Here is an 11,684-nt window from a genome sequence, read left to right as displayed (position 1 = left end):
TGAAGCGGCCCCGGTCGCGGGCGGGGCCTGCGATCGGGGCCGGTACGGGGAGGGTGGGTGCTCAGTCGATCGGCACCGCGGGCGCGTACCGCAGCCGGGCGACGAGCGAGGCGGTGGAGTCGCTCAGGGCGGCCGAGTCGAGCGCCTCGGCGAGGGCCTTGCGCAGGGTCTGCTCGGCCTCCCCGGCCAGTCGCCGGCCGGCGTCGGTGATCCGTACGTCCACCCCGCGCTTGTCGTCCAGGGCGCTGCGCCGCACCACCCACTCGGCGTCCTCCAGGCGGGCGGCCATCCGGCTGACCGAGGGCTGGTTGGCGCCGAGGGTCTTGACCAGGTCCGACATCCGCAGGGTGCCGTCACGCTGCTCGGCGAGCGAGAGCAGGAGCAGCAACTCGTTCATGGAGACCCCGTGGCTGCGGGTCAGCCGCCTGCCCGCGGTCGCGTTGACCTGCTCCATCAGGCGGGTGAGCTGTCGCCAGATGGCGATCTCGTCCCGCCCGCTCCCCGGTCCCCATGTCTCCATCGACGCGGCCCCTCACTGAGTCCTTCGGAACGTTCTGCTTGTCCGTCCGCCACTGTTTTCCAGCGTAACTCTTTGCGGCAGTTGACCACCCAGGCACGTTCGTCCATTATCTATATGCAATCGCATACATCATCCTTGAACCTGGCTCCCTACGAAAGGCTTGGGTCGCCATGCCACTGCCCCTCCTGGCCCTGATGCTCGGAGTGTTCTGCGTCGGCACCGCCGAGGTCGTCATCGCGGGGATCCTGCCCGAGATGTCCGCCGACCTGGACGTGACCATCCCGACCGCCGGCCTGCTGGTCACCGGCTACGCGCTGGGGGTGACGATCGGGGGGCCGATCATCACCCTGCTGACCACCAAGTGGTCCCGCAAGGGGCTGCTGCTCAGCCTGATGGGCGTCTTCATCGTCGGCAACGTCATCGCCGTGCTCGCCCCCAACTACCCCACGCTGATGGGCGCGCGCATCTTCACCTCGCTCAGCCACGGCACCTTCGCCGCCGTCGCCTGGCACGTCGCCGCCCTGATGTCCCCGCCGGACAAGCAGGCCACCGCGATGGCCAAGATCGCGCTCGGCTTCAACTTCGCCAACGTGCTGGGCTCCCCGATCGGCACCTTCATCGGCCAGCACTTCGGCTGGCGCGCCACCTTCGGCTACGTCACCGGCTTCGCCGTGCTGTGCCTGCTGCTGATCGTCAGGTTCGTGCCCGGCGCGCTGTCCACCGAGAGCGAGGAGGGCGCGGAGGGGAGCCTCTCGCTGCGCGAACAGATGAAGGTGTTCCGCAAGGGCAGCCTGCAACTGTCCATGCTGATCACCGTGTTGGCCCAGGGAGCGGTCTTCACCACCTCCACCTACCTGGCCCCGCTGCTGCGCGACATCGGCCACTTCGCGCCCGCCATGGTCGGCATCCTGCTGATCGTCTTCGGCATCGGCTCCGTCCTCGGCAACATCCTGGGCGGCAAGGCCGCCGACGCCAACGTGATGCGCGGCGTGCTGCGCGCCCAGAGCGCCCTGCTGGTCGCCCTGCTGCTGTTCTGGCTCGCCGCGCCCCATCAGGTCCCGGCCGCGATCGCGCTGTTCCTGTTCGGCGCCGCGGGCTTCTCCATCATCCCGGCGCTCCAGGCGCGGATCCTCGCGGTGGCCGCCGCCGCACCCGCCCTCGCTCTCTCGGCCAACGTCTCCGCGTTCAACCTGGGCAACGGGCTCGGCGCCTGGCTCGGCGGCGCGACCATCGACCTCGGCTACGACGCCCGGGCCGTCACCCTGACCGCCGCCCTCGCCACTGCGATCGCCCTGACGCTCTCGGTGCTGATGTGGGCCCGCGGCCGCCGCGAGGCGCTGGAGCCCACCGCTGCCGCCGATGCTTCGGCCGCCGGGTCCGCCGCCGGTTCCGCCACCCACGTGGACGGCGTGGACGGCGAACTGGCCCGGAAGGCCTGACTCCCGGACGCCGCGCTCCCTGCCACGCGCCGCCCGCCGTCCCACCGGTGGGCGGCGCGGCGACGGTTTTCGGCCACCCCGGGGGAAGTGGAAATAGGCTTGCCGACATGACCGTTCGCGCTGGTGTGGACACGATCTTCACTCGCCCCGCGGAGCCCGACACCCGGCGCCGGACCGCCCGCCGCAGCCCGTCCGGCCGCAGCCCGTCCGCCCTCCTCCCGGGTACCGTGAGCCCACCGGGTACAGCGAGCCACCCGGGCACCGCGAGCCCGGGCCCGACCGCCGGCGGCGTGCTGGAGGAGCTGTCCGAGGTGCTCTTCGCCCCGCTGCCGCGCAGCGACCAGCGCGCCAAGGGCGCCCTCTACCTGCGCGGGCTGATCGCGGCGGAGGGCCGCAAGTCGATCCGGAACATCGCCGCCCAGGTCGGCGGGCCCGAACTCGCCCAGAGCCTGCACCACTTCATCGCCGCGTCCACCTGGGACTGGGAGCCGGTCAGCCGGGCGCTGCAGCGCCACGCCGACAACGAACTGCGCTTCACCGCCTGGGTGGTGCAGGCGCTGCCGGTCCCCCGGAAGGGCCGGCAGGCGATCGGGATGTGGGGCGTGGCCAGCGACGTCACGGTGCCGGTCAGATGGCACCTGGTGCCACTCGGCGAGCGGGCGGCCGGGTGCGTCGCGGCGGCCGCCCGGGTGTGCGACCCGAGCACGATCGGGCCCCGCCCGGTCGTCCTGGACCTCCCGGGGGCCGATCTGGGGCCGGTCTTCGACCGTTACGCCCGGGCGGGCGCGCCGCTGCTGTCCGCCGTCCCCGCCGACCTGCCGGTGTTGGACCGGGGGACGGGCCGGGGCGGCCGCTCGCTGCCCGCCGCCCGGGTGCTGCAACTGCACCGGATGCTCCGGCGGCCGGTGGAGTGGACGGACCCGGCGACGGGCGCCGTGCGCCGGAGCCTGGTCGGCGGCGTGCCGGTGGAGTGGGCCGGGCTGCCGCTGCTGCTGCTGGGCCAGTGGGACGCCGGGCAGGAGCAGCCGGTCGGCTGCTGGCTGACGAACCTGACGGCGACGCCGCTCGGGGTGCTGCTGCGGCTGGCGAAGCTCCCGCAGCGGGTCGAGCAGGACTTCGCCGGTTCCGCCTCGCACGTCGGGGCCCTGGACGACTACGAGGGGCGCGGTGCCGACGGCTGGCACCGCCACATGACCCTGGCGGCGGCCGCGCACGTGGCGCAGGTGGTGGCGGCCGCGCGGGCCCGGGTCCGTCCGTGGACCCACTGCATGGTGTCGATGGAGCGGATGGGCCGCTCGCTCTGAGCGTCCGGTGGGGAGGCGCTATGCGGCGCGGCCAACCACACAAATCAGACATCGCGCGTTTCAAACCTCGGAGTTTGCGATGTGTCACCTCGGCGGGAGGTTCTGACACAGGCAACGTGACCGCATCGCCCGGTACGTCCCCCCGGAGCCATCATCGGAAGCATGCGAATTCTGGTTGCCGGCGGTGGTGTCAGCGGTCTGGCCACGGCGGTTGCGCTGGGCGCGCGCGGCCATCACGTCCTCGTCCTGGAGCAACGGCCGGTGCTCACCGAGGGCGGGGCGGGCGTCCGGCTGGCGCCGCACGCGTTCCGGCTGCTGGACCTGCTCGGCGTCGGCGACGCCGTCCGCGAACGGTCCCTGGTGATCGACGAGTTCCGCGTGATGGACGGCGCGACCGGGGAGCCGGTCAGCACGATCGCCCTGCCCGCCCGGCACGGCGACGGCCGCCCGACGCACGCGACGGCCCACCGGCTGGACGTCCACGAGCCGCTGCTGGAGGCCTGCTGGGAGCTGGACGCCGTCCGACTGCTCGCGGACAGCCGGGTGGTCGGCTACACCGAGCACGGCGAGTCGGTGGTCGCGGCGCTCGCCGACGGACGCAGCGTCACCGGCGACGCCCTGGTCCTCTCCGGTACGGCCCGCTCGGTCGTGCGCCGGGACCCTCAGTGGGCGGACCGCACCCCTCGGTCGCGGCTCGCGGTCTACCACACCGTGATCCCGATGGAGCTGGTGGCGGACCGCTGGCAGGACGGTGCCGCCACCTGCTGGGTCGGCGCGCAGTGGCAGGTGGCGCACTTCCCGCTGCCCGACTCCCGCTACCTCAGCCTCTCCGCGACCCGCCACCAGCACACCGGAGCGGACCTGGACGGGACCCGGGTCGACCTGGAGCAGGTGCTCGCGGCCTTCCCGGAGATCGGCTACGCCGCCCGCAACGTGCTGACCATGGGCCGGGACTGGCACGCCTGGACCGTCCCCGACCAGGCCGCCGGGGCGGGCCGGGTCCGCGGCCGGGTCGCCCTGGTCGGCGGGCGCGCCGAGGCGCCCGGCCCGCTGGAGGACCTGGGCCTGCGGCACGCGCTGGAGGACGCCGTCGACCTGGGCACGGGCTGGGACGCCTCGGCGGGCGACGCGCTCCGCTGGCTCGCCGACTTCGAGGCCCGCCGCAGCGAGCCGGCCCCGGAGGTGGCGAGCGGCTGCGGCGGCGGGCTCCGCTGACCGCGCCGCCCCCGGAACGGCGCCCCGGCCCTGGGTGAGCGGCAACTCGCCGTCGTCAACTCGCCGTGCCGGAGCGCCCGTTCGCCCGCTCAGCGACGCCAGACCGGGTCGGTCACGAGCGCCTTCAACCGGTCGGTGTCGAGCGCCGGATCGCCCGGGCGGTAGGTGTAGGCGTTCTCGCCGTTGCCCTCCGAGATCTGCACCTGGCTGCCGTCCGGGTAGTGGACGGCGGCCAGCCAGTGCAGCACCGGGTCGGTCGCGGTCTTCCCGTTGCCGAAGCGGTTGGTGACGACGACCGTCCCGTCCGGCCGCTTCTCCCGTACCTCCAGCGGGGTCGGCGGGTTGCCGTCCATTCCGGCGAGCTCGTCGCGGCCGCGTTGGGACGGCGGCTCCGCGCTGACCATCAGCAGGCTGGTGCGGCCCTGGAAGCTGACGGTGAGCGCGGCGTGCGCGGGGTCCTGGCCCTTCACCTCGGCCCCGGCGGGCAGCAGCGGGACGAGCTTCGCGAGCAGGTCCGGGCCGGTGGGGACGGTGGCGGACGGTGTGGCGGCGGACGCTGCGGGGGTCGGGACGGCGGCCGGCCTCGGGGCGCCGTCGGCCGGTCGGAGGGTGGCGAAGACCCGGTCCCAGGCCGGATCGGTCACCAGGGCCGTCAGCTGGGCGTCGTCGAGCGGCGGGTTCGGCCGGTTCGCCGTGGCGGGCTGCCCGTTGTACTCGGTGAACTTGACCCGTCGGCCGTCCGGGGCGGCCCAGGTGGCCCGCCATTCGCGGCCGTTCTCGGTGTGCTCGCTGCGCAGCTTGTCGATCACCAGCACCGAGCCGTCCGGCCGGACCTTCCGGTCGCAGGAGTCCTGCGGCGTCTGGAACGGGTCCATGCAGACCGCGCCCGCCTCGGGCGCGAGGTTCGTCCGTTCCACGGTGAACATCACGATGCTCGCCCCCGCGCCGTCGTCGAACATCAGGGTGGAGCCGGTCTGGTGCGGGTCGATCTTCCCCATCGAGCTGGCGGTGAAGTCGGTCACCGTGCCCTTCGGCAGCAGTCCGGTGTACAGCGCGGTCAGCTCCTGGGCGGACATCCTCGGCAGGGCGGGGCCCGGCGGGCCGGCCGGGCCGACCGCCGCGAAGGAGCCGCCGCGGACGGCCGCGAAGCCGCCGGCCCCGGCCAGCACCAGCACCGCGAGGCCGCTCGCGAGGGCGGCCCGGCGGTTGCGCCGCCGGCGGCGGCCGCGCTGCTCGGCCTGCGCGGCCAGCGCGTGGTGCACCGGCTCGGGGGCCAGCTCGGCGGCGCCGCGCAGGGCACGGGCGAAGCCGTCGGTCAACGCGTCCGCGAATGCGTCGTCGTCACTGGGCATGGCGCAGCACCGCCTTCCGGGAGGGGCCGTCGGGGCCGGTCTTCGGGCTGGATCCGTCCGTCGCGGTCGCGGGTATTCCTGCCGTCGCGGTTCCGCTCGCCGTCGCGGTTCCTTCCGCCGTCGATCCGTTCAGGACGGCGTCGATGTCCTCGCCCAGGACGGCGCGCAGCCGCGCGAGGGCCCGTCGGGAGCGGGTGCGGACGGCGGGGCCGCTCAGCCGCAGTGCGGCGGCGGTCTCCTCGACGCTGCGGTCCTCCCAGAAGCGCAGCACCAGCACCGCGCGGTCCGGGGCGGGGAGTTCGCTGAGGGCGCGCAGCAGGGTCAGCCGCAGGGCCGGGTCCGGGTCGTCGACGCCGACCTCGGGGAACTCGTCGGTGACGCGCTCGGAGGCACTGCGCTTGCGCCGGTAGGAGAGGAAGGTGTTGACCAGGACGGTCTGGGCATAGCCGCTGGGGTTGTCCAGCCGGGATATCCGCCGCCACTTGACGTAGATCCGGCCGAGGGCCTCCTGCACCAGGTCCTCGGCGAGGTGGGCGTCACCGCCGGTGAGCAGGAAGGCGGTGCGCAGCAGGTGCCGGGCGCGGGCGGCGACGAAGTCCGGGAACTCCGGCCAGGGTGGTTCGGGCGACGCGTCCGCACGCGATTCTTGATCCATACCTTGGTAACGCGGTGGGCCCGGCATCGTGTGACAGTCCGTCCGCCGGGGGTTCGTCAGGGCCCCGTCAGGGATCCGCCGGGGCGCCCGGGCTCGGCTGCCGAGCCCGGCGGGAGCCTACCCGGGGCGGTGCGGGAGGGTCCGCGGGGCCCGGGGGCGGTCGGCCCGGGGCAGGGCGGCCGTGCCGAGGGCGAGCCAGCCGGCGGCGAGCAGCCAGCCGCCGAGGACGTCCAGGGGCCAGTGCACGCCGAGGTAGATCCGGCTGAGGCCGACGGCCGCCGCGAACAGCAGGGCGCCCGCGACGGCGGCCCGGGCGGCGGCCGGGCGAGCGCGGGTCACGGCGAGGGCGAGCAGGCCGGCGCAGAGCACGGAGGTGAAGGAGTGACCGGAGGGGAAGGAGAAGCCGGACGCGGCGGTGGCCCAGTCGGCGTGCGGCGGGCGGGGGCGGGCACAGGCCTCCATCAGGCCGTAGCGCACCAGTTGCCCGGCGATCAGCCAGAGCGGCGGGGCGAGGAGCAGCAGGGCGGCCCGGCGGGTGGGGCGCGGGGCGGGCAGGGCCCGGACGGCGACGGCGCCGGCGGCCAGGGCGAGGAGGTAGGGCACCGCGCCGGTGCCGAGCGAGGTGACCACCACGCCGGCCGTCCGGGCGGCGGCCGGCCGGTGGGCGGCGCTCCAGTCGGCGGCGTCCCGCTCGAAGCCGTACGGTGCCCAGCCGTGCGCGGCCAGTAGGGCCGCCAGGGCCCCGAACAGCAGCAGTGCGACGGCGGCCGCGGCCGCCCACCGGCGGGGCCGGGCGTTCGGCGGGTGGTCCATCGTGGCGGGCGCCCTTCCTCGGGAGACGGGGTGCGGGCTGGCGCCCCCGTGGCCGGGGCGGTCAGCCCGTTGCCATCGGACGGTACATGCCGACCGAGTCGTGGGTCGCGGTGTCCTTGAAGCCGAACCGCTCGTAGAGGAGGCGTGCGGGCCCGTCCGCGATCAGCGAGACGTAGGCGGTGGCGGGTGCCCGGCGGTCCAGTTCCTCGGTGAGGGCGGCCATGATGCGCTTGCCCAGGCCGCGGCCCTGGTGGGCCGGATGGACGCAGATGTCGACGATCTGGAACGCGGTGCCGCCGTCGCCGATGATCCGGCCCATGCCGATCGGCTCGCCCCCGTGGTGCAGGACCACGCCGTACCAGGTGTTGGGCAGGCCGATCGCGACGTCCTCGGGGGCCCGGTCGGAGAGGCCCGCGTCGGTGCGCAGGCGGCGGAAGACCTCGACGGTGGGGACGCCCGGGCGCAGCTCGTAAGGGCCATTCATGCTCTTCATGCATTACATCGTACAGGTCGGGTGGGACGGATCCCGTGCCCGGCGCGTATGCCCGAATCCTCCGGTCCGCCGCCACCCGTCCGTACGGCGATCATCCTTGACGGAGCGTCGGCGGGTGGCGGAAAGCCCGGATCCGCACCCCGGAGACCCCGGGGGGGGAGGTGCCCGAAGGCGGCCGGAGGTTCCGCCGTACCATGTCCGACCTGTGGGTTTCGTCGGGGTGTGGAGGGGGCGGGCGGGTGGCCAGGGTCGAGTGGGCCGGTGGGCTGGGACGGCTGGTGGGGGCGGCGGCCGGGCTGGGAGAGGCGGGCCGGCAGGCGGTGCTGCGCGGCGGACGGTCCGCGGCGGGCGGGCGGTGGGCGCTGGCGGCCCTGGGCTCGGTGGCCCCGCCGCCGGTGCCGGCCACCGAGCCGTGGAAGCTGTCGCTGGGCACGCTGATCGGCCGTCACCCCCGTACCCCGGCCGTGGTGCACAAGCTGCTCGGGCTGCTCGACGGCTACGGCGCGGTACACCTGGGGCCGGTGCGGGTCGGTTTCGACGGTGAGGAGGTCGAGTGGGACAAGGTCGTCGAGATCCGGACCCGCAACGCCTTCGAGGTGCTGACCACCAGCGCCCTGGAACAGGACGTGGACCGCATCCGCGAGTTCCTCCCGCCGGTGCCCGGCCGCAAGTGGGCGGTCACCAAGGCGGGTGAGGCGCTGGCCACGGTCGTCCTCGCGGCGCTCGAACGCGGCTCGGTCGACCAGCGGCTGGACGAGCTGACCGTTCCGGCCCAGATCGTCCACCGCGGTCTGCTCGGCCGGCCGCGCACCCTGGACGCGGGCTGCTTCGCGGCCGCCGTGCTGGTGATCGTCGGACAGGCGGGGGAGAGCCTGATCGCGACCGCCCGGCAGCGGGGCATCCCGGTCCGGCCCGCCGACGCGGCGACCGAGGCGGACCGGGCGGAGCACGTCGCGGTGCTGCGCGAGCGCACCGACGCCGTCGCCCGGCTGCTGGGCCGGATCGAGCGGAGCGACCCGGAGCGGCCCGAGCAGCTGGAGCGGCCGGAGCAGCTGGATCAGCCGGAGCAGTCGGGGGAACTGCCGGCGGTCTCCCTGGACAAGGCCCCGCCCGCCGCGGCCCCGGGCCCGGCCGGGCCGGAGCCCCGCCCGGCGGGATGATCCGATTGTCGGACGGCGTTGCGAGGACGATGGGGGAGCAGCCCGAGGCGGCGGACGTGACGGCAGTGACCGGAACGGTGTTCCGGGGTGAGGAGCTGCCCGCGAGCGAACGCTTCGACTGCTGGCGGGAGTTGCTGGAACGGACCCGGGCCTGCGAGGCGACCAGCGCCCATGCCGGCGACTTCCGGGCCGAGCTGCGGCGAGCCGAGCTGGGCGAGGTGGTCCTGCTCGGGACGTCGTTCCCGTCGGTGCGCTTCCGGCGGACGGAGCGCATGGTACGGCGGGCCGACACAGGGGTCTACCACCTGTCGTTCCTCCAGCAGGGCACCATGGCGCTGACCCGCGGGGCCGGCCGGACGGAGACGCTCGAGCCGGGCTCCCTGCACCTGGTGGACAGCTCGCACCCGTACGACCTGCGGACCTTCGGCGGCCCGACCGCCGGGAGCACGGTCCCCCGGCTCTCCGGGGTCGGCATCGACTTCCCGGCCGAGCTGCTGCCGCTGCCGCCGCACCGGCTGCGCGACCTGCTCGGCCGCGCCTTCGACGCCCGGGAGGGCTCGGCGGCGCTGCTGTCGCAGTTCCTGGTCGGACTGGACCGGCAGGCGACGGTACTGAGACCGGCCGAGGCGGCCCGGCTGGGGACGATCGTGGTCGACCTGGTCGCCGCCTGGGTCGCCGGGGAGCTGGAGGCCGAGGCGGCCGTGCCGGAGGAGACCCGGCACCGGGCGCTGGCGGAGGCGGTGCGCGCCTTCGTCCGGCGCAACCTCGCCGACCCCGACCTCACCCCCGCGACGATCGCCGCCGCCCACCACGTCTCCGTCAGCCATCTGCACCGGGTCTTCACCCGGCACGCGCCGGACGGCGAGACCCTCGCCGCCTGGATCCGGGCCCAACGCCTGGAGCGCGCCCGCCGCGACCTCGCCGACCCCGCCCGGCGCACCACCCCGGTGCACGCGGTGGCCGCCCGCTGGGGCTTCCTCCGGGCCGACGATTTCAGCCGCGCCTTCCGGGCCGCGTACGGGCACCCGCCCCGGGAACACCGTCAACGGGCGCTGGCCGAACGGGCGGCCGAGGGCGAGTGAGGCCGGGCGGGCCGGGTGCGGGCGGGTGCGAGCGCGGGCCTGGCCTGGTGAGCGGCGGCCCGGCGGTGCTACTCGGAGCGAGCGGCCCGCCGGGGTGCCCGGTGGTGGTGGCCGGAGGAGCCCTGGCCGTCACGGTCGGTGGCGGTCCGGGCGCCGCCCCCGGCGCTCCGGGCACTGCCGCCGCCGCTCCGGCCACCGCCGGAGCCGGAGCCGGAGGAGGGACGCCCGTACCGACCGTGACCGGCCGACGGGCCGCGTCGCGGCCGCTCGACCACGGGATCGGGAACGGTGACGGGCACGCCGCTGGGCACCCGGGCCCCGGTGATCCGGGCCAGGTCCTCGTCACCGGCGGTGACCCTGGTGGTGACGGGCGTGATCCCGGCGGTGCTCATCATCCGGACCGCCCCGCGGCGCTGCTTGGGCAGCACCAGCGTGACGACGGTGCCGGACTCGCCGGCCCGGGCCGTGCGCCCGCCCCGGTGCAGGTAGTCCTTGTGGTCGGTCGGCGGTTCCAGATTGACGACGAGGTCGAGACCGTCGATGTGGATGCCCCGGGCGGCGACGTTGGTCGCGATCAGCGCGGTCACCTCGCCGGTGCGGAACTGCTCCAGGGTGCGGGTGCGCTGCGCCTGGAGCTTGCCGCCGTGCAGGGCCGCGGCCTTCACCCCGTTCGCCAGCAGCTCCTCCACCAGCCGGTCCGCGCCGTCCTTGGTCTCGGTGAACATGATCACCCGGCCGTCGCGGGAGGCAATGTGGGCGATCGTGGCGCCCTTGTCGTAGTTCTGCACGTGCAGCACGTGGTGCTCCATGGTGCCGACCGTCCCCTCGGCCGGGTCCACCGAGTGGGTGACCGGGTCCTCCAGGAAGCGGCGCACCAGGCCGTCGACGCCGCGGTCCAGGGTCGCGGAGAACAGCATCGTCTGGCCGGCCCGGTCCACCTGGTCGAGGAGCTCGGTGACCTGCGGCAGGAAGCCCATGTCGGCCATCTGGTCGGCCTCGTCGAGCACCGTGACGCCGACCTGGTCCAGCCGGCAGTCGCCGCGCAGGACGAGGTCCTTGAGCCGGCCGGGGGTGGCCACCACGATCTCCGCCCCCCGGTTCAGCGTCCAGGCCTGGCGGCTGAGCGACGTCCCGCCGACCACGGTCGCCGTGCGCAGCCGTACGGCGCGTGCGTACGGGGTGAGCGCCTCGGTGACCTGCTGGGCGAGTTCGCGGGTGGGGACCAGCACCAGGACCAGCGGGCAGCGCGGCTCGGCCCGGCGTCCGGCGGTGCGGGCGAGCGCGGCGAGGCCGTACGCGAGGGTCTTGCCCGAGCCGGTGCGGCCCCGGCCGAGGACGTCGCGGCCGGCCAGCGAGCTGGGCAGCGTCGCGGCCTGGATCGGGAACGGCGTGGTGACGCCCTGACCGGTCAGCGTCGACAGCAGCGGCTGCGGCAGGTCCAGCTCGGTGAAGGACTCGACCGCCGGCAGCGCCGGGGTGGTGCTCGCCGGAAGCGCCGACTCGCCCTCTCCGGCGGGGCCTTGGGGCGTGTTCCGGCCGGCGGGGCGGCGGCCCCGGAAGGGCCGGCCGACGGAGTGGGAACCGGTGGTGGAGCCGATGTCCGAGTCTCGGTAGGAGGAGCGACCGGAACGGGTCATGCGGGAACCTTCCT

At 75.0% G+C, this 11,684-nt stretch carries 10 protein-coding genes and 1 pseudogene; 5 read left to right on the top strand and 6 right to left on the bottom strand.

Features of this window, described 5'->3' with window-relative positions:
- Window positions 1–61: 61 nt before the first annotated feature.
- On the bottom strand, window positions 62–520 hold the full coding sequence (locus tag ACZ4W5_RS21875; RefSeq protein ID WP_465656303.1) for a MarR family winged helix-turn-helix transcriptional regulator: 459 nt from the start codon (window positions 518–520) through the stop codon (window positions 62–64).
- A gap of 170 nt (window positions 521–690) precedes the next feature.
- On the opposite strand from ACZ4W5_RS21875, the gene ACZ4W5_RS21870 reads away from it, so the two are divergent.
- The 3 genes from ACZ4W5_RS21870 (at window position 691) to ACZ4W5_RS21860 (ending at window position 4,478) form a co-directional block, all read left to right on the top strand.
- Entirely contained in the window at window positions 691–1,959 is a 1,269-nt protein-coding gene (locus tag ACZ4W5_RS21870; protein ID WP_465656301.1) for an MFS transporter, read from the top strand.
- A gap of 107 nt (window positions 1,960–2,066) precedes the next feature.
- Window positions 2,067–3,263 carry a transposase gene (locus ACZ4W5_RS21865; protein WP_465656299.1) on the top strand — a complete coding sequence of 399 codons (1,197 nt, stop codon included), beginning with the start codon at window positions 2,067–2,069 and terminating at the stop codon, window positions 3,261–3,263.
- A gap of 162 nt (window positions 3,264–3,425) precedes the next feature.
- Window positions 3,426–4,478, top strand: a complete 1,053-nt coding sequence (locus tag ACZ4W5_RS21860; RefSeq protein WP_465656298.1) for an FAD-dependent monooxygenase — start codon at window positions 3,426–3,428, stop codon at window positions 4,476–4,478.
- A gap of 89 nt (window positions 4,479–4,567) precedes the next feature.
- Here ACZ4W5_RS21860 and ACZ4W5_RS21855 read toward each other — a convergent pair whose 3' ends face one another.
- The 4 genes and pseudogenes from ACZ4W5_RS21855 to ACZ4W5_RS21840 all read right to left on the bottom strand — a co-directional run bounded on the left by ACZ4W5_RS21855 (window position 4,568) and on the right by ACZ4W5_RS21840 (window position 7,791).
- Window positions 4,568–5,830 carry a hypothetical protein gene (locus ACZ4W5_RS21855; RefSeq protein ID WP_465656296.1) on the bottom strand — a complete coding sequence of 421 codons (1,263 nt, stop codon included), beginning with the start codon at window positions 5,828–5,830 and terminating at the stop codon, window positions 4,568–4,570.
- Window positions 5,831–5,972: 142 nt separating this feature from the next.
- A pseudogene (locus ACZ4W5_RS21850) lies at window positions 5,973–6,485 on the bottom strand (SigE family RNA polymerase sigma factor); the annotation flags it as partial.
- Window positions 6,486–6,602: 117 nt separating this feature from the next.
- A complete protein-coding gene (locus ACZ4W5_RS21845; RefSeq protein ID WP_465656294.1) occupies window positions 6,603–7,298 on the bottom strand; it encodes a phosphatase PAP2 family protein in 696 nt (231 codons plus the stop codon).
- A gap of 61 nt (window positions 7,299–7,359) precedes the next feature.
- Window positions 7,360–7,791: a GNAT family N-acetyltransferase gene (locus ACZ4W5_RS21840; RefSeq protein WP_465656292.1), complete on the bottom strand. Its 432-nt coding sequence runs from the start codon at window positions 7,789–7,791 to the stop codon at window positions 7,360–7,362.
- Window positions 7,792–8,030: 239 nt separating this feature from the next.
- Here ACZ4W5_RS21840 and ACZ4W5_RS21835 point away from each other — a divergent pair, with 239 nt between their 5' ends.
- On the top strand, window positions 8,031–8,951 hold the full coding sequence (locus ACZ4W5_RS21835; protein ID WP_465656291.1) for a hypothetical protein: 921 nt from the start codon (window positions 8,031–8,033) through the stop codon (window positions 8,949–8,951).
- Window positions 8,952–9,016: 65 nt separating this feature from the next.
- Window positions 9,017–10,033 (top strand): helix-turn-helix domain-containing protein, encoded by a 1,017-nt coding sequence (locus ACZ4W5_RS21830; protein WP_465656340.1) that lies wholly within the window; start codon window positions 9,017–9,019, stop codon window positions 10,031–10,033.
- A gap of 68 nt (window positions 10,034–10,101) precedes the next feature.
- Here ACZ4W5_RS21830 and ACZ4W5_RS21825 read toward each other — a convergent pair whose 3' ends face one another.
- On the bottom strand, window positions 10,102–11,670 hold the full coding sequence (locus ACZ4W5_RS21825; protein WP_465656289.1) for a DEAD/DEAH box helicase: 1,569 nt from the start codon (window positions 11,668–11,670) through the stop codon (window positions 10,102–10,104).
- Window positions 11,671–11,684: the final 14 nt, after the last annotated feature.

It is taken from the genome of Kitasatospora sp. NPDC029367 (genome assembly GCF_055569135.1).
The sequence above is the reverse complement of the archived record's forward strand: the minus strand, read 5'-3'. Positions and strand labels throughout refer to the sequence as shown.

What these genes read in the sequence shown, in the direction of transcription:
- ACZ4W5_RS21840 (WP_465656292.1), bottom strand. Translation starts at nt 7,791, where the DNA reads ATGAAGAGCATGAATGGCCCTTACGAGCTGCGCCCGGGCGTCCCCACC.
- ACZ4W5_RS21870 (WP_465656301.1), top strand. Translation starts at nt 691, where the DNA reads ATGCCACTGCCCCTCCTGGCCCTGATGCTCGGAGTGTTCTGCGTCGGC.
- ACZ4W5_RS21855 (WP_465656296.1), bottom strand. Translation starts at nt 5,830, where the DNA reads ATGCCCAGTGACGACGACGCATTCGCGGACGCGTTGACCGACGGCTTC.
- ACZ4W5_RS21845 (WP_465656294.1), bottom strand. Translation starts at nt 7,298, where the DNA reads ATGGACCACCCGCCGAACGCCCGGCCCCGCCGGTGGGCGGCCGCGGCC.
- ACZ4W5_RS21860 (WP_465656298.1), top strand. Translation starts at nt 3,426, where the DNA reads ATGCGAATTCTGGTTGCCGGCGGTGGTGTCAGCGGTCTGGCCACGGCG.
- ACZ4W5_RS21825 (WP_465656289.1), bottom strand. Translation starts at nt 11,670, where the DNA reads ATGACCCGTTCCGGTCGCTCCTCCTACCGAGACTCGGACATCGGCTCC.
- ACZ4W5_RS21865 (WP_465656299.1), top strand. Translation starts at nt 2,067, where the DNA reads ATGACCGTTCGCGCTGGTGTGGACACGATCTTCACTCGCCCCGCGGAG.
- ACZ4W5_RS21875 (WP_465656303.1), bottom strand. Translation starts at nt 520, where the DNA reads ATGGAGACATGGGGACCGGGGAGCGGGCGGGACGAGATCGCCATCTGG.